The following is a 16,687-nucleotide window of genomic DNA, read 5'->3' on the forward strand; positions in this document are numbered from 1 at the left end:
AATCAAAATAAGTCCACCTCAGTAAATGCCGAAAGCTGCCATCCAGAAGTTTGCCATTTGCCGTCTCTTGCTTGCGTCTTTCCTGAAGTTGATTCATGGTGAGCCAAGCCATCAGCACCGCAGATCCGGTAACCAATAGCCCAATCAACCCGGCTATTATGGCCAATGTCTGGTTCATTCCCTAAACACCTCTCTATCTTCATTCACTGTGACTGCATAGATAATACATGTATAAGCCATAAGGTGCAAGTAAAAGTTAAAATTGGAAATATCCATAATAGCGCCAGCATGATCCCCATTGGGTATGTGCCGGCGTGACCCCACACAAATGCTCTATTAAAGCGGTGCACCCACGGTATTTCCGCTGCTGGCTCAACCGCATGCCTTGTATACGAAGTAATAACTCCTCGTTTCCAGCCAATATGGTAGGTGATTTCCCTTTCTCTCTGCTGCTTCGGCTCCATCATTGCGCCCCCGTTCGAATTCCTATATACTATAGTATTTAGTTACACCTAAAAAAGCAATCAGTTTATGAGAAAGTTTTCATTTTATGAGGAGCGTTGTGTCATGTGGTTTGTGTTTGCAGCCGCTTCAGCGGTCTGCTTTGGTTTAAGAGGCATTTTGTATCAATGGACATCGCAGCGGCCCATTGACCGTAATTTACTGCTGCTGGGCGTTTATTTGTCCGGATCGATCATCGCATTCACCGCTAACCTGATCGTCGGGCAGCCTGGGTCATTAGGAGCTTGGGTGGGCGTCCTGATGGGCTTGTTCTCCTTTATATCCAATGCCTCCATGTACCGCGGCTTTGCCGTGGGCAAAGCATCGCTGGTCGCTATGTTTACCGGACTCCCACCCGTTGTAGTCGTGATAGCAGCCTACCTGATCTGGGGGGAAAAGCTGAGTCTTTGGCAATCGCTCTCCTTTGTTGTTATCGTTTTTGGTCTGTTATTAATCCGCTATTCCAATGATATTTCGTGGAAAAATCTCAAAGGCGCTGGCTGGGGAGCTCTAGCCATGCTTGGCTTCGGGTTAACCGATTTATCCTCCAAGCAAGCTACCCTGCTTGGCGCAGAAATTCTGCCCACCCTGACCGCCATGTATGTAACAGGTACGATCCTGTTCGGTGTTGCATGGTTGCTTAACAAGCGAAAGCTGTCGGTTATCCAGAGAGAAACGGCGGCGGCTGTTGAAACGAATCCTTCAGGCAAGGACCAGACAGCTGCCTTGCGCGCCAGACAAGCAGTAGAGGACATGAAGGTTCCGGTCTTGTGGAGCACAGCCAAAACCTTATTGTGGGGCCTTGTCATTGGCCTGACCAATATATCCGGCATGATGCTGGTCATGCCTGCCTTTAAGCTGGGGGTAACCGGACTTGTATCTGCAGTAATTGCGATGAATGTCATTCTCGTATTGTTATACGCTCGATTCGGACTTAAGGAACGTTTTAGTCCATTGGAGACATGCGGCCTGTCTCTCGCTTTTATCGGCATTATCGTGCTGCGTCTTGCTGGCTAAAGGCGCAAGGGACAGTGAATTCATTTATCCAGAGCTAACGTTATCGGCACGACAAATAAACTGCATCCTGGAGATGGCAGTTTATTTGTTGTGCCGATAATAGGCGACTATTCTTCTTTTCGGTAGCTTCTGTATACCGTCTTCAGCTGTTGAACCACACGAGACATGGAATACGTATTTTTGGCTTTATCCCATGCGATACGGCTTAGATTGTAGCGGTAGGTTGGATCACCTGTCACCTTTTCCAGAGCATTCGCTAGTGCAGCCACATCGTCGACAGGTACAAGCAGACCATTTTGCCCGTGATTGATTTGCTCAGGAATACCGCCAACATCGGTCCCGATTAAGGCAAGCCCGCACAGCGCAGCCTCGGCAAAAACCGAACCGAAGGACTCCGCACGGGAGGGCAGGACGAACACGTCAAAAAATGGCATAAAGTCCTCGGGATGCAGCATATAGCCATAAAAAATAATTTCCTCGTAAATATTCAATTCAATGGCCATCTGTTCAAGCTCAGGTCGAATCGGGCCATCACCAATAAGATGCAGAACAAAAGCTTGCCCGCTCTTTTTCAGTTCTGCACAGGCAAGCAGCAATATATCAATGCCTTTGGCCGGAACTAAACGGCATACTGTAATCAGCTGGGGGATTTTGTTTTCATGAGGAACCGGACGAAACCGTTTTTCGTCAAATCCGTTAGGTATGACACCTATGCGCTCAGGTTCCTGTACAAATTCACCCAGATACTGCTTGAAGGAATTCGACACGGTGAGCAGTTGATCCACCCTATCTTCCAGCTCACAGTAGATCGAGGTCAGGAACGCATGCTCAACTCCATTTGGCTCTATTTTGCCATTAAGGATAAGCTCCTTCTCATAACTGGAATGCACCGTCATAATGACCGGAGTGTCCGGATACAGCTGCTTCATCACGAGCCCTACAATAGGATGGTGAGCATGAATCACATCATAGGTTTTGGTAATCCGAAGCTTCGTCCACCATACATAATCCTTATAGGTTTGAATATATTTATCGACAATCGGATTGCCCGCATACATTTCCCAATCGAAGGTTGCAAATTTTACCGGCTCAGTTCCCTTGCCTCGCACCCGCTTCGGAAGTGAAAAGAGCTCCATCTCCCAACCACGCTTGTTAAACCGGTCCAGAATGAAAGGAATCATGGAAGATACGCCACCCGGCTGCTCTGGCGGAAAAAATAACGCTTGTAATATATTCATGAGTGCCCTCCGTAGTATCACATCTTTATTTTAAATTTTATGACATATGCCTGCATCAATGATATCGTATCAGGTATGTATGACCACTACAAGCGTATTCGTGAAAAGAAGAATGTTGACCAAAACGAATGTATGTTTCTATAATAAAGGATATCTCTCCATGAATGCGAGGCTTATATCACGAATGAATACGCTAAATTTATCAGATTTGTGGATTGGGACTTTGGGAACCATCATTTCTTACACGATTATTGTCGTTATCCTGCTGTTGACCTTGCTTGTTTCCTTTCGGTTGCTGGTCAATCGCAGAAAAATCGGCTATTTTTCCATGATGCTGTCTTTAGTTATTCTGATCGCCCAGTATGCGCAGCTGATTCAGTTTCAATTATATCCGACTCCGAATGAGACAGCGGTATTCATTGCGCTTATTTTGAAAGCATCGGCTTTTTTAATGGTCAATATCGGCATTTTTCAGCTTTACAATCCTACAAAGACCAAGGAAAGAATCATCATTGGAGTCATCTGCGGCATCATGGCGCTTGTTGCAGCTACTTACTGGTATATTCCCGGCAGCTTTGAAGGCAGTCCAGAACAGATAAAACAGCTTCAGCCGCTCGGTCTGGAACTATTCATGTTCGTGATCATTTTTGTCAGCTTTATGCTCGTTAATCCACGAATTGGGCAAAATGGCAAGTTCCAGCTTATGCTGACGCTTTACTTTTGCTCACATATGATTTATATGACGAACAAGTATTTGTTTAACGGGAACCAGGGGGTTCTCATCAAGCTTGAGCAGTTGTTTCCTATGGCCTTTCATATTGTGCTGTTCCTGTTTATTTTCGAACGCATTATTGAAATGATGCAGGCGATTTATAATTCTTCGATCCGTGATGGATTGACGGGACTTTATAATCGCAAATTTTATTACAATCGTGTCAACCAGCATCTGGAGCAGCATATTAAGGTATCCGTCATTTTCAGTGATATCGATAACTTCAAAAAGCTGAACGATACCAAGGGGCACCATATGGGCGATCAGGTGCTCAAGCAGGTGGCTCAGATCGCCAAGGAGGTTGCTGAACCCGATGGAATTTGCGGCCGTTATGGCGGTGAAGAAATTGTGGTGATGGTCATAGGCGACAAAGCAGAGACGTCTGAAATAGCTGAAAAAATCCGTGCGCGCGTGGAAGCTGAGACGATCGTAACCGTGAGTGTGGGCTTTAGCTGTTACAGTAAGGGCATCGGTGCTGACGAGCTCATCAAGCAAGCGGATGAGGCGATGTATAAGGCCAAAACGACCGGTAAAAACAAAGTGATCGCTTACGCCTGACAACAAACAAATAGGCGAGGATGCATGCTCATGCACCTTCGCCCTTTTGTTATTTACAATTATCCGGATTTACTGGACACCTTGCCGTTACGGAACGTTACTTTAATAGAGGTTCCTTCATTAGTCTTATACTCATAGGTTTGTATTTTGTTAACGCCGCCATCGTCCTGCGATTCGCTAATCAATTTCCCCATTTGACCCATGACTTTAGCTGCCTCATCATATGTCATTCCAAATTCAATTTTTTCTAGTTGACTTAATGTTGCAGTTGGCTGCTCCTTTGCCCCATCTGGTCTTGGAACCTCAGGTGCCGCTGGCGTGGCAGCTGGTGGAGTGGTAGCCGGAGGTGTTGTTGTACCTGCAGCAGGTGGAGTCGTTGTGCTTGGCGCTGGTGTCGTCGTTGTAGGAGCCGGTGACGGTGCAGGCACTGGTGTCGTAGGTGTCGTAACCTCTCCTGGTTGTGCTGCTTGTGGCGTCGTGTCTTTGGTGCATCCGGAAAGGATGATGGTCAAAGCAGCGACTAGGATAATAAGTTGGCGCAAAGAATATCTCCTCCCTTTCTTCTAAGTTGTCAGGAATAGGATTCCCTGAGGCTATTTGTTTCAAACCTCGTACCTATTATAACGCAATTTAATTAGGGATGCGAATTCCACCAGCCGCTTCACCATGCCAACTCACTGATTTACTGTTCAATGACAAACAATGCATCCAGCGGCTGCTCCAGCAGCTCACTAAGCTTCTTGGCCGTACCGGGACCAACTGACTTCACAGAACGCTCCAAAAGACTTATATAAGAAGGGCTCAGACCCGACTGCTTGGCCAGCTCCCGTTGGGACAAGCCTTTGAATACCCGGGCTCTCACAAAAGCGTCCGTATTGGTTCGAATTCTTTTCATCTGTAAGCAGTTACTCCCCTCTTTTCCTTCTATTCCCCATTTTATCATTAAATTTTACTTTTGGAAATATTTTATTTACTTTTGAATACATTTGTGTGAGCGTTGAAATTACAGAAGTTTACTGATATTATATCAATGTTAACCATTGTTTACTTATGAAAATGCAGGTGTCCCTTATGAATTTTTATGAGCAGCTGCGCGATATGCGCAAATTGAAAGGTTTTACTATTCGCGAATTGGCGGATCGCTCTGGGGTTTCTTCGGCCTACATTTCCCAAATGGAAAATGGCAATCGTGGAGTACCTTCTCCGGATGTATTGATGAAGCTATCAGAGGGCTTGAATACCCCCTACTCCAATTTGATGGAAATCGCCGGTTATCTGGAGCAGCCCCAAGATAGTGAGCGCAGTAAGGATTATGTAAAACCTCGTGTGAACCTGAGACGATTTTTGCGTGATAATGAATTGAGCTTTGATGGTGTTGAACTCACCGAGCAGGATAAGGAATGGATAGAACGGATGTTGACCGTCTTGTTTTGGAAAGACAAGAAGAAAGATGAGAAAACTGAAGTCTAAGCAATCGTTCCCCTTTAATTATCTAATGAAGCAAACCAGCCCGAAGGCGCGGATTAAGGCTCTTACAGTCCTTAATCCGAACCCTCGGGCTGGTTGTAATTGTGCAAACTAGTGAACCCAATCTGCTTCATAATTGATTTCTTCAAATGGTTGATTTTGGTACAGCATAATGAGATTGAAGGATTCGAAATCTTTTTCCTTGTCCATTTCCTGCATCATCAGCTTCGCAATCGACTCGCGATCCACGGAATCTCCCGGCTCACGAAAATCAATAAATCCTTGCAGCTGACGATAGCTGGCATCAATCGTAGCTCTTCCGATTGGCAAACCCCCGTGTGACTGCTGGTAAATTTCGAAGATATACGTGTCGCCATTGCCTTTGGTACGAACCACCGTATAATCTCGTTCCTCCTCATCGACTAACGCTGCTGAAGCCGAAGGTGCCGAATATCGTTCAACAACAGCTTCTTCATCATGAATTGAACCTTCTAAGCCCATCACATATTCATTTTGCTCTTCGGCATTCTCATCCTCAAAGCGTTCGTATTCCATCCAATCATAATCGTAGTCGTAATCCTCTTCAACATCAACCCAGTCTGATTTCTCCAGATTAGCATAAATAAGCGGATCCAGCTCGCTATAAGAAACTGTTACCTCACAAGTTCGGGCACCCAAGGCATAGGTTAAGGACTCCAGGTGCTCTTGTACAAAGGTCAACACCTGCTGTCTGGCATGTTCGGGAAATACCGCTTGCTCCAATTGGACGGCCCCGGTAATCCGGTCTGCCTCACGATAAACGAGCGTCATCATTCCGATACATTGATGTTTCCATATAATGTCGCTTACTTCTCCACTCGCTGTTTTCAAATCGGTTCTAAGCCAAACATCGGTCATCCAAGCTCGCCTCCAATGGACTTGATATGTGTGGTTGCCAGATGTCAGAAACCATCAATGATTAGCGTGTCCCATCCCGCCCAAAATATGAATCATCAGGATAAAAGTCCAGGCCAAGCATGATCATTGTCATATGATAATGTAGACCGTTGACAGGGAAGGCAATTAACTCCAACGTATGTGCCCCCCAAGTGAAGCGTACTAATTTTGCCCATTGTTGACCGGTCAATATGGAGTATGGGAGGAATCAGCATGTCTGCAGTCGGAGGTTTGTACACGAGTACTGGTGCTATTCTTGTATTATACATCTTGTTGGTCATCATTCTCCGCGCCGGTTGGCTGTAAGCCCGCTCAAAAAAAGACCGATATGCTGTGCAATCACAGTCATTCGGTCTTTTGCATTTATACGTGGGTAAGCTGTAATTGGGCAAGCTCGTTTTCCGTCAGTTCGCGATAAGCGCCAGGCGCCAGGTACTCATCCAGCAGCAGCGTTCCCATGGAAATTCTTTTGAGAAACACGACCCGTTTGCCAACAGCTTCAAACATTCGTTTCACTTGATGAAATTTACCTTCCTGAATCGTCAGCTCGATTTTGGCAACGGCACCTTTATCAGGATCACCGGCTTCCAAAATATTCAACTGGGCCGGCATGGTGAGGTATCCGTCATCCAGGGTCACTCCGCTTCGGAAAATCTCCTGGTCCTTCACCGTTACCAAACCATCCACCTCGGCAAAATACATTTTGGCCACATGCTTGCGGGGTGATAGTAAATTATGTGCCAGCTTACCATCATTGGTCAGCAGCAGCAAGCCCTCTGTATCCTTGTCCAGTCGCCCAACAGGAAATAACTCATAATGGGCATACGATTCATCCAGCAAATCCAGTACGGTTCGCTCGCGGCTATCCTCTGTCGCTGATATGACGCCCTGCGGCTTGTTCAGCATCAGATACATAAACTCACGGTAACGTACGATTTGACCGTCCACCGTAATCCGATCCTGCTCCGGATGAACCTGCATCCCTCCATCCTTGATCGGACGGTCATTGACTTGAATAAGACCATTCTTGATCATTCGCTTAATTTCACTTCGTGTGCCGTGGCCAGCATGAGCCAACAGCTTTTCCAGACGCATGGTTTGCTTCAACTATGTCCACCTCCACCCCGGGGGATATTCATTTTTTAAAATACCATCCTGCCATTTGCCCCAGCCAACAGGAAAACCATCGATAAGAACGAGGCAATAACCTTTGAATGCAATGTCATGATTACGCCTCTGAATGGAAGATTCGGTCATCTCCAGCGTCTCTCCCTTCAAATATCTGGCGGCGGCGGCAGAGGTGGCTTCCAGTTCAATCGTGCGAACAGCATCCTCTTTACTGAGCCCCATAGCCAGCGCATGTGAAGGTTCAAATCGCTGTTTTTTCAAAGTACCGATGTACCATCCAGGACGAATGATGCGAATGCCACTTAGGTCTGGCAATCCGATCGGTGATGCATAAACATGCTCCCCATGCAGCGTTACTTGTGAAATCCCAACTTCCGGAGCATGCTCAGTCATGAAACGATACAACAGCTGCAAATCAACCTCAGCAGGCTGCTGCTTGCCTACTGATTGTAAGCCTGGAGAATGCTTACCCTTTAACGACTTGGCAGACTTGTTCGGTTTCATGGTCGGACGAGCTGCCGCGGACTGGAGATTCGCTTCTGGTTGAGCAGCGGCGCTGGCAATCCCATTATGCAGCAGTACAGCCACAAAATGCCCTTCGCCCTCCAGCTGGTGCGGCCATAGTCTTACCGTCCCTTTTACAGCCTCTCTCGCACGATCTGAGAAGCTATTAAGCTGTCCGGATAGTTCTGTGTCATATCCATGAGATAATCCATCCACAGCCGCCACAGGCACTACCATGAATTCGGGGTGCTTGTCCAGAAATTCAGCGATCATCGCCTCATTTTCATCCAATGAAAACGTACAGGTAGAATAGACCATACGACCTCCCGATCGCAGCATACATGCCGCCTGGTCCAACAGCTCTCTCTGCATAACGGCATAACGTTTTACCCAATCAGGCTCCCAGGTCTTGGCCATATCAGCTTCCTTACGGAACATCCCCTCACCAGAACAAGGTGCATCAATTAATATTTTATCAAAAAACTGCGCAAAGCTATGCTTAAGCTTTTCCGGCTGCTCGTTCAATACGACGGCGTTCCGTACTCCGGACAGCTCGATATTTTTGACCAGCGCCTTCACACGATCCGAATGAATATCGTTCGTCACCAGCATGCCTTGACCCGCAAGCTTAGCTGCGATTTGTGTAGACTTCCCTCCAGGCGCTGCGCATAAATCAAGTACCCGTTCACCAGGCTGAACGTCCAGAAGCTCTACTGGCGCCATTGCACTGGGTTCCTGAATATAATATAAACCGGTGTGATAGTGCGGATGCTTGCCAGGTCTGCTGTCCTCTTCATAATAAAAACCACTGGATGCCCACGAAATCGATCTTAGCTGTAATGAAGTCAGCTTTAAGAACAGCTCCGCAGTACACTTCAAGGTATTAATCCTGAGGCCGTACACTCTGGGTTTGTCATAGGAAGCAATGAATGCCGGGTACTGCTCTCCCAGCAGCGAGCTCATTCTAGCCACAAATTCCACAGGTAAATACCTGCCCTGTATTCCATCACTTTCTGTCAATAGGTGTCCAACTTTCCTTAGTATCATAGATGAATGCAGCCGAGCTCGTGAACTGTACCTATTATATTTCTTATAGCCGGATGCTGCAACATGTCATAATTCATTCATTTTTGAAGGAAACAGCAGCAGGAAACGACGATACTTTTATCGAAATCCTTGGATAGCCAAATGATTTATCATATAATGATAGAATTCACAAGTAGAGAGGATTATACCTGAATGAAAAAGATTGCGATTTACTTATCCATCATTGTTGTACTTTTCGCAGGGCTATATGTCGTGAACCAACAATCGGACAAAGCCAAGAATAGCAAATTTGCCAACAATGTATACGGCATGGCACCCGACAAAATGAATCCTGAAACCGTCAAGCAGCTTGATGATCCCAATTATCAGAATATCATTTTGCCGGCAGAGCTAGATAAAAAGCTGAACGCCAAGGAAGATTTTTTTGTGTATTACTTTGCCTCTACCTGCCCGCACTGCAAAAGAACAACTCCAGTTCTGGCCCCGCTGAGCAAGGAATTGGGAATCGATGTCAAACAGTTTAATCTTGAAGAATTCAAAGATGGCTGGAGCAAATACAATATTCAGTCCACACCTACTCTGATCTATTATAAAGCAGGTAAAGAAGTGGAACGGATGGTTGGCGGCATCGCTGAAGCCGGTCAGCAGGGGTACAATTCAGACTCCTTCAAACAATTTTTGCAAAAATATAATGCCAAATAGAGCAGATGAGCGAAAGCTCCTGCTCTATTTTTTTAGATTCAATGCTCTTCTTCCTCAACACCCGGTATTGGCGGATTGGCTATAAGAACCTCTACCGCTTCATCCAAATTCGGATCGATGACCCTAATATTCAAGTCATAGAATGCAAACGGCTGTTCAGCCATTCGTTCCAGCTGCTGCAGGTAACGCTGGCTATCTGCGACCAATAAAGCCAGGTCGATCCCCATTACCTCTGCTTGGCGACCCGCCAGCTTCTCCAGTGCCGCTGTGAATAGCTTGATTGCTCCACTCACATTTCCATTCCGATGATGATACAAACCAACAGCTACCTGAAGCATTCCTTGATATAAAGGAGCCCTGCCTTCCTCAAGCCAGAGCTCCTCCATCACCTCATGACACTCAAAATACTCGCGTTCCACATTAAAATAATAGATGAATTTCACGTACAATCGGTCATATTCCGGCCTCGCAGTCAATGGAAGCACCTCCATTTCTTATGAAGCCGCTATCCTTTTTTGGCACGAGTGATAGCATCATCAATCTCCATGGACAGCTCCCTCAAATATCTGATATCCTCTGTCTCCCAATGCTCGTTAAACCGAAATTGAAACTGTACGGCTTCACGAACCCGATGGTAAAAATACAGCTCCTGTATACCGTTGAGTATTCGCGATACAATATTCGAATTATCCTCAAACAGCTGCTGTGCTTCCATTATCTCATCACGGATGCTGCTCATCTCCTGATCCAGCAAATAGGCTGCTTCGGCCGCTTTACTGAGTCGTTTGATAACCTCCGGCGGCAAACTCTCCCGGTATTTATAGTTCAGAGAATGCTCGATTGTGGCCCAGAAATTCATAGCCAATGTACGGATCTGAACCTCAGCCAGCACCCTTTTCATCCCAAGCGCCGTTTGTACGGGATATTCCAATATCATATGGTAGCTGCGATAGCCGCTTGGTTTCTTGTTCAGTACATAATCCTTTTCATACAATAACGTCATATCCTGCCGGACGCGAATCAAATTAGCCAGACGCTCGATGTCCTCCACAAACTGGCACATGATGCGAATGCCGGCAATGTCTTCTATTCCGGTTTCCAGCTGCTCCATAGGAACATTCAATCGCTTGGCCTTATCTAGAATGCTCGATATTTTTTTGACTCTTCCAGTCACAAATTCGATTGGTGAATATTCATCACGGCTTTTCAATTCACCGCGCAACGTTTTGAATTTGACCTTTAATTCTTCAACAGCCTGGTCATAAGGCATGAGAAACTTTTTCCAATCGCGTCCATCCATCCATACCCCTCCATTTTACCGATGCCGATGTGCGGAACCGACTGCTTCCGTAATGTTAGCAAATCCGTCCTTATGCAGCAATTGTTGCAAACCCTCATTCAATCGCCTTACCAGTGAGGGGCCCTCATAAATCAAAGCCGTATAGATTTCTACCAGACTGGCTCCCGCACATATTTTGTCATACGCATGCTGGGCTGTAAACACACCACCAGAGCCAATAATCGGCATTTTGCCTTCCGTAAGCTCGTATAAAGTATGAATAAGCTGTGTGGAACGTTCGGTTAACGGCTTACCGCTGAGTCCACCAGCTTCTCCCTTATGACGATGGGTCAGACCTTCTCTGGAAATCGTCGTGTTTGAGGCAATGATCCCGGATACCCCGCTTGCTACAATCGTTTGCACCATATAAGTAATTTCATCAGTCCCAAGATCCGGTGCTATTTTGACCAAAACCGGCTTCGCGGCTCCTCCATGTTTTTGATGCTGGAGCTTCATCTCGTCTTGAACGGCAGCCAGCAATCGAGATAAATCATCACCATGCTGAAGGCTGCGCAAATCCGGTGTATTGGGCGAACTGATATTCACTACAAAAAAATCTCCGTACGTATACAATCTGGTAATACAAGCACGATAGTCGTCTTCTGCGTGTTCGTTTGGTGTCAGCTTATTTTTGCCGATATTCACCGCAACCGGGATCGTACGTTTGGCAGTCTGCTCCAAATGCTTGGCCATCACATCAATGCCTACATTATTAAACCCCATGCGGTTAATTAATGCAGTGTCCTCGGGAAGTCTGAACAACCGCGGCAGCTCATTCCCAGCCTGAGGCTTGGGTGTAACGGTGCCAACTTCCATAAATCCAAAACCAAGCTTAGAAAACCCGGCGACTGCTTTCGCATTCTTGTCGAGCCCTGCGGCCAGTCCTATCGGATTGGCAAAATGAATTCCCCATAAGGTTGATTCCAATGCCGCCGTTTGCTTGACCCCATACAATCCTTCAAGCAAGCTATTAACTCCTGGAATCGTCGAAGCCGTATGAAGCCCATCTATAGTAAGATGATGTGCCTTCTCCGCATCCATTCGAAAAAGCAGCGGTTTTAACATATTTCTGTATAACATTCCTATTGTCTCTCCCTTGAACAAACGATAACTTATTCTCTTTGAACAGTTTATCGTTTTATGCAAGAAAAATAAAGAGCAGAGGCTATACAAAATCTTGTTTGTTCGCTGCTACAGTATGATAAAATATTCATAAATCCATCAAAAAGGCAGGGCGACTCCTATGCAGCGAAAAAAACCAACTTATTTACGACAACGTAAACCTCAGGATACCGTCAACAAAAAACGAATCATAATAGTATGCTCCGTTTTTGCTGCCCTGATCATTGCCATGGCTCTATTACTTCTATTGCCTTAGGAAAGCGTTTTATTTATCTACATCAAGCTAATCAAGCCATTTGTACACTTTCCCCGGATTGGTTTCATTGCTGGTCAGGGGAAGTGTAAAGACAGGCTCCCCACGCTTTATCTCTGAGGGCAGCAAGCCCTTGCCAATCGTAACCGGTGTCCCGATCGGTGCCATATCGAACAATTCCTCGATATCTTCCTTCAGCATACGTACGCAGCCCAAAGATTCATCCTTGCCTATGCTGTTAGGTTTATTCGTGCCGTGAATAGCGTATAAAGGATTGGAAAGCCCCATGCCTCTGCTGCCAAAATCACCGTTCGATTTTCCATTCGGATTTCTTACTTTCTCCGCTATTTCAAAAGTTCCCTCAGGGGTACGATCTGCGCCCAAGCCAACAGGATAGCTCCTGACGATAATCGTTCCACTAACCAAAGCCAGTCTATGGTTCGTCTTATCCACAATAATCCGCAGTGGATCTTTAAGAGGCTTCTGAAGTCCAGACGCTGATGCCTCCTGACCATTCCCGGAAGAGCCAGAACCTTGACTTGGGGGTACCGTTGTTGGTGTTCCTGATGCTGATGGACTCCCCTGCGGAATAACCGTATCCGTTAATTGGGCTTTATCCTGCTCATACAGCTGCTCCATGAAGGGAGTAACCCCGGGAAGTATATTTTGCGGATGCGGCTGGTTCAAAGCCTGCAGGTTCTCAGGAAGCTTTCCATTTATACGACGGTATGCATCTATAGCTGATCGAAGCACGACTTCCTGCTCGCGCTGCCCCATCCAGGACTGATAGATGGATTTGGGCTTTGAATCTTCTGTCGGCACGCATTGACAGCTTTCTGCGTCGTGATATTGGATTTGCTGCTGGGCCGCATCCTGCTTGCCTTCGACGGAAAGCAGAATGTCGGGAGGCTGCAGCCAGGATATCCATTTGCCGTCTTCTGTCAGTTTACCCGATGCCAATATAGCGTAGCTGTTTATCCGCTCCTTAATCAGCATCTCCTGTAAAGCCGCCCCTACACGCTCCTTCGTTTTCGCACCCGCTATGTAATACACCTTGGTTTGCTGCACCTGTTCCAGACTTACATCCTTCGGTAATGCCGGAAGAGCAGTCTGCGTCTCGGGCTCAGGTGCAGGGGCAAACGCAGGAAGGTATGCGATCCCGAATACAATCAGGGCCAGCAAAACTGCCAGCCGCGCACGACTCAGCCAGCGTTTCCGTTTGCCCCGTCGATCCAGCTGCTCCAGCGCCTCCTGGGATTCAAGAGATACTGTAATCGTTTGGTTTTCAAAGGCTTCATAAATCTCACCGGCTTGTCCATAACAGTACAAGGCTTTTCCACGTTTGCCCAGACTATCATATTCCCTTCCCAACAAGTACCAGGCCATTTTATTAGTAGGATGCTCACGCACATATTTTTTCAGTCGCATCTGATCGTCCAAGGTATTGTTATTGAAAAATTGCCTCAGCTGTTCCTCATGATCCTTTGGTTTCACGGTATCCCTTCTTTCAACCTACTTACTGTAACCTACTTACTGCAACCTTCTCACTGTAATATCGGCACCATCCTTCATTTTGTAAAGGGTTGAAAAAAACACCTCCACTCCATAATTGAAGTGAGGTGCTTGTGATTGTTATTCGAATATATAAGGGGGATCAATCTCCCCACCCTTTAAGTAATTCCGCGCTTGCATCACATTTTTAAAAGCTTCAACGACCCCAGGGTCAAAATGCGAGCCCTTACAGCGTACAATTTCTTCCACACCTTCCTGGCAGCTAATTCCTTTGGAGTAAGGACGATCGGTAGTCATTGCATCAAAAGCATCGGCAACTGCGACAATACGCGCATAAAAGGGAATACTTTCACCCCTCAGTCCTTCCGGATAGCCGCTTCCATCCATTTTTTCATGATGGTATTTCGCAACCTCCGTTGCTTGTATCATCCGCTCCACAGGCTCTACCTTCGACAGAATACGTGCACCTATCAGGGTATGAGAAATCATAATTTGAAACTCTTCCTCATTCAGGCTTTCTGCTTTCAATAACACCCGATCGGGCACGCCAATCTTGCCAATATCATGCATCAAAGCAGAACGATAAAAATGCTTGCATTCTTCCTCGGATATTCCAAGCTCCCTTGCTATCCACAAAGAATAGAGGGCTACACGCGACGAATGTCCGGACGTGTAGGGATCTCTGGAATCCAACGCAAAAACCAATGAATGTATCACACTTATCGGAAACGGGTGGTCCATCGATGTCAAACCGCTTTTTAATTCTAATGCCGACTCCAGCAACAGGGTAAGATCTCGATTACGTTGTTTCAACTGTTCCAGTTTGTCTTTGAGCTGCTGAATATCGGACACGGATATGCCTCCAACTTAATCGCTTTTTCTCATCATAATCGAAAAGACCTACTATGTGAAGTGAAGAATGCATCTTCTCTGCACACAATAGGTCTTTGGAATGAAATCTTTAACGGGTAATTGTTGATTTAGTTCTTAAAATCGCTGTTCGGGCTGCATCATTCCACTGAACATCCAAACCAATTTCCTCTGCAAAAAAACGAACTGGAACATACGTGTGATCTTCTTTAATGTAAGGTGCGACATCCGTTTCCTTTACAGCCGAATCCTTGCCCTGCACGATACGTTTAACGCCTGTCTTATCAATGTACAATTCAATGGTAACACCATCCTTGGCCAATTGTACACTTCGTTTCTCATCGTTAAAGGTAACTGTATAACCAAGTGCTTCCGTTATGGCACGAACCGGTACCATCGTTCTTCCGTTGTCAATTTCCGGTTGTACATCGAACTGAATCCACTGCGGTCCATACACTACTTTTACGTTAGCATCCTTGGGCAAATTAGCTGGGAGCTGGTAGGCGCTTATTTTACGTATTTTATTATTGTAAGCATCTGCGACGATGATATTACCCTCGGATGTGATCGCAACATCAACAGGGTTTTTGAATGCAGCACTGCGTTCAACACCGTCAGCTTCGCCACCGCGTAAACTGGCAGCCCCAGCTAATGTTGTGACTTGGCCTTTATCCAAATAACGGATGGAGTGATTCAACGAATCTGCAATGACCAAGCCGCCATCTGCCGTAACAGCAAGTCCTCTTGGAGAATTGAATAAAGCTTGATTGGCCGGACCATCCGCATAATCACCAGGTGCGTAAAGAGCCGTTTTGGAATACACAGTGCCTTTATCATCAATCGTACTGCTGCCTGCAACTGTTGCTACCGTGTTCTGTTTGAGGTCAATATAACGAATTCTTTGGTTCCCAGTGTCACTTACAAATAAGTTCCCCTTGCTGTCCAGGGCCAGTCCTGTTGGCTCGTTGAACTTCGCCGTTTGCAGGGCTCCATCCAAATAATCGCCTGCTTGAACGACCTGACCAGGTGTCACTTCAATTAAACGTCCTGATAGAGCATTCAATGACTTGACCTCGCCGCTTGGGCTAATACTCCGAATTAGATGATTAAGCGTATCCGCTACATACAGGGTTCCATCTGCAGCAGCTACGACATCTGACGGAGTATTGAAGGTAGCCGTGCTACCCGATCCATCCTTCATTCCAATCTCACCGTTACCGGCAATTGTAGTCACGTTGCCTTCGCTGTCTATTTTCCGTATTGCATGATTTCCTGCATCTGCTATAAGGAGGTTTCCTTTGCTGTCCAAGGCAAGTCCCATCGGTTCCTGGAAAAAGGAAGCATCTGTCTTTCCATCATAACGTCCGCCGACCGGAAAGCCCTTTTCGTCTTTGAGAAGATTCAGTCCGGCAAATGTAGTAACCTGTCCGTCTTTCAGCTTCCGAATGACATGATTACGAGTATCAGAGATAAGAACCGAACCATCCGACAAAGCAATCACGCCGGACGGGTTGCGAAACGAGGTTGAAGCCGAGGCTCCATTCTCATTTCCGAAATCACCGATACCAGCCAAGGATGTAACATCGGTTAATATTTGATCGTTGCTTCCTTTTAAGCTATCCACCGAAAATGAAGCGCCCCATACAGTCGATGTGCCCATCAATAAGGATGATATAAAGGCTGTGGCAACGATTTTGCTAACTTTTTTCATAGTTTTCCCC

17 protein-coding genes are annotated in these 16,687 nt (G+C 46.3%); 5 read left to right on the top strand and 12 right to left on the bottom strand.

The window, feature by feature from the left end; genetic code table 11:
• Window positions 1-567 precede the first annotated feature (567 nt).
• Window positions 568-1,518: a DMT family transporter gene (locus NST47_RS26560; protein ID WP_341157819.1), complete on the top strand. Its 951-nt coding sequence runs from the start codon at window positions 568-570 to the stop codon at window positions 1,516-1,518.
• Between the two features lie 107 nt (window positions 1,519-1,625).
• On the opposite strand, the gene NST47_RS26565 is transcribed toward NST47_RS26560, so the two are convergent.
• Window positions 1,626-2,756: a glycosyltransferase family 4 protein gene (locus NST47_RS26565; RefSeq protein ID WP_341157820.1), complete on the bottom strand. Its 1,131-nt coding sequence runs from the start codon at window positions 2,754-2,756 to the stop codon at window positions 1,626-1,628.
• Between the two features lie 160 nt (window positions 2,757-2,916).
• Between NST47_RS26565 and NST47_RS26570 the strand changes: the two genes are divergently transcribed.
• Entirely contained in the window at window positions 2,917-4,086 is a 1,170-nt protein-coding gene (locus NST47_RS26570; RefSeq protein ID WP_341157821.1) for a GGDEF domain-containing protein, read from the top strand.
• A gap of 59 nt (window positions 4,087-4,145) precedes the next feature.
• Here NST47_RS26570 and NST47_RS26575 read toward each other — a convergent pair whose 3' ends face one another.
• Together NST47_RS26575 and NST47_RS26580 are read right to left on the bottom strand one after the other, a co-directional pair.
• A complete protein-coding gene (locus NST47_RS26575; protein WP_341157822.1) occupies window positions 4,146-4,628 on the bottom strand; it encodes a hypothetical protein in 483 nt (160 codons plus the stop codon).
• Window positions 4,629-4,768: 140 nt separating this feature from the next.
• Complete coding sequence (locus NST47_RS26580; protein ID WP_341157823.1) at window positions 4,769-4,981, bottom strand: helix-turn-helix domain-containing protein; 213 nt, start codon at window positions 4,979-4,981, stop codon at window positions 4,769-4,771.
• 176 nt (window positions 4,982-5,157) lie between these two features.
• On the opposite strand from NST47_RS26580, the gene NST47_RS26585 reads away from it, so the two are divergent.
• Window positions 5,158-5,556, top strand: a complete 399-nt coding sequence (locus NST47_RS26585) for a helix-turn-helix domain-containing protein (RefSeq protein ID WP_076229226.1) — start codon at window positions 5,158-5,160, stop codon at window positions 5,554-5,556.
• A gap of 108 nt (window positions 5,557-5,664) precedes the next feature.
• Here NST47_RS26585 and NST47_RS26590 read toward each other — a convergent pair whose 3' ends face one another.
• A complete protein-coding gene (locus NST47_RS26590; protein WP_341157824.1) occupies window positions 5,665-6,450 on the bottom strand; it encodes a hypothetical protein in 786 nt (261 codons plus the stop codon).
• 252 nt (window positions 6,451-6,702) lie between these two features.
• On the opposite strand from NST47_RS26590, the gene NST47_RS26595 reads away from it, so the two are divergent.
• A complete protein-coding gene (locus tag NST47_RS26595; RefSeq protein WP_341157825.1) occupies window positions 6,703-6,795 on the top strand; it encodes a YjcZ family sporulation protein in 93 nt (30 codons plus the stop codon).
• Window positions 6,796-6,852: 57 nt separating this feature from the next.
• Here the strand turns inward: NST47_RS26595 and NST47_RS26600 are convergent, their stop codons facing one another.
• Together NST47_RS26600 and NST47_RS26605 are read right to left on the bottom strand one after the other, a co-directional pair.
• Entirely contained in the window at window positions 6,853-7,596 is a 744-nt protein-coding gene (locus NST47_RS26600) for a pseudouridine synthase (protein ID WP_341157826.1), read from the bottom strand.
• Window positions 7,597-9,168 (bottom strand): RsmF rRNA methyltransferase first C-terminal domain-containing protein, encoded by a 1,572-nt coding sequence (locus NST47_RS26605; protein ID WP_341157827.1) that lies wholly within the window; start codon window positions 9,166-9,168, stop codon window positions 7,597-7,599.
• Between the two features lie 192 nt (window positions 9,169-9,360).
• Here NST47_RS26605 and NST47_RS26610 point away from each other — a divergent pair, with 192 nt between their 5' ends.
• Window positions 9,361-9,870, top strand: a complete 510-nt coding sequence (locus NST47_RS26610) for a thioredoxin family protein (protein ID WP_341157828.1) — start codon at window positions 9,361-9,363, stop codon at window positions 9,868-9,870.
• 38 nt (window positions 9,871-9,908) lie between these two features.
• On the opposite strand, the gene NST47_RS26615 is transcribed toward NST47_RS26610, so the two are convergent.
• The 6 genes from NST47_RS26615 to NST47_RS26640 all read right to left on the bottom strand — a co-directional run bounded on the left by NST47_RS26615 (window position 9,909) and on the right by NST47_RS26640 (window position 16,677).
• Window positions 9,909-10,346 carry a DUF309 domain-containing protein gene (locus NST47_RS26615; protein WP_341157829.1) on the bottom strand — a complete coding sequence of 146 codons (438 nt, stop codon included), beginning with the start codon at window positions 10,344-10,346 and terminating at the stop codon, window positions 9,909-9,911.
• Window positions 10,347-10,375: 29 nt separating this feature from the next.
• Window positions 10,376-11,170 (bottom strand): GTP pyrophosphokinase, encoded by a 795-nt coding sequence (locus NST47_RS26620; RefSeq protein WP_076229221.1) that lies wholly within the window; start codon window positions 11,168-11,170, stop codon window positions 10,376-10,378.
• A 15-nt stretch (window positions 11,171-11,185) separates the two neighbouring features.
• Window positions 11,186-12,289, bottom strand: coding sequence for a quinone-dependent dihydroorotate dehydrogenase (locus NST47_RS26625; protein ID WP_341157830.1), 1,104 nt, complete (start codon window positions 12,287-12,289; stop codon window positions 11,186-11,188).
• 325 nt (window positions 12,290-12,614) lie between these two features.
• A complete protein-coding gene (locus tag NST47_RS26630) occupies window positions 12,615-14,078 on the bottom strand; it encodes a L,D-transpeptidase (protein WP_341157831.1) in 1,464 nt (487 codons plus the stop codon).
• 138 nt (window positions 14,079-14,216) lie between these two features.
• Entirely contained in the window at window positions 14,217-14,948 is a 732-nt protein-coding gene (locus tag NST47_RS26635; protein ID WP_341157832.1) for an HD-GYP domain-containing protein, read from the bottom strand.
• A gap of 109 nt (window positions 14,949-15,057) precedes the next feature.
• On the bottom strand, window positions 15,058-16,677 hold the full coding sequence (locus NST47_RS26640; protein ID WP_341157833.1) for a stalk domain-containing protein: 1,620 nt from the start codon (window positions 16,675-16,677) through the stop codon (window positions 15,058-15,060).
• Between the last annotated feature and the right edge of the window lie 10 nt (window positions 16,678-16,687).

Origin of the sequence: Paenibacillus sp. FSL H8-0034 (genome assembly GCF_038000305.1) — a bacterium.
Classification (GTDB): domain Bacteria; phylum Bacillota; class Bacilli; order Paenibacillales; family NBRC-103111; genus Paenibacillus_S.

Coding starts and splice junctions, on each gene's coding strand:
- NST47_RS26560 (WP_341157819.1), top strand. CDS start 568: ATGTGGTTTGTGTTTGCAGCCGCTTCAGCGGTCTGCTTTGGTTTAAGA.
- NST47_RS26565 (WP_341157820.1), bottom strand. CDS start 2,756: ATGAATATATTACAAGCGTTATTTTTTCCGCCAGAGCAGCCGGGTGGC.
- NST47_RS26570 (WP_341157821.1), top strand. CDS start 2,917: ATGAATGCGAGGCTTATATCACGAATGAATACGCTAAATTTATCAGAT.
- NST47_RS26580 (WP_341157823.1), bottom strand. CDS start 4,981: ATGAAAAGAATTCGAACCAATACGGACGCTTTTGTGAGAGCCCGGGTA.
- NST47_RS26585 (WP_076229226.1), top strand. CDS start 5,158: ATGAATTTTTATGAGCAGCTGCGCGATATGCGCAAATTGAAAGGTTTT.
- NST47_RS26590 (WP_341157824.1), bottom strand. CDS start 6,450: ATGACCGATGTTTGGCTTAGAACCGATTTGAAAACAGCGAGTGGAGAA.
- NST47_RS26595 (WP_341157825.1), top strand. CDS start 6,703: ATGTCTGCAGTCGGAGGTTTGTACACGAGTACTGGTGCTATTCTTGTA.
- NST47_RS26605 (WP_341157827.1), bottom strand. CDS start 9,168: ATGATACTAAGGAAAGTTGGACACCTATTGACAGAAAGTGATGGAATA.
- NST47_RS26610 (WP_341157828.1), top strand. CDS start 9,361: ATGAAAAAGATTGCGATTTACTTATCCATCATTGTTGTACTTTTCGCA.
- NST47_RS26620 (WP_076229221.1), bottom strand. CDS start 11,170: ATGGATGGACGCGATTGGAAAAAGTTTCTCATGCCTTATGACCAGGCT.
- NST47_RS26625 (WP_341157830.1), bottom strand. CDS start 12,289: ATGTTATACAGAAATATGTTAAAACCGCTGCTTTTTCGAATGGATGCG.
- NST47_RS26640 (WP_341157833.1), bottom strand. CDS start 16,677: ATGAAAAAAGTTAGCAAAATCGTTGCCACAGCCTTTATATCATCCTTA.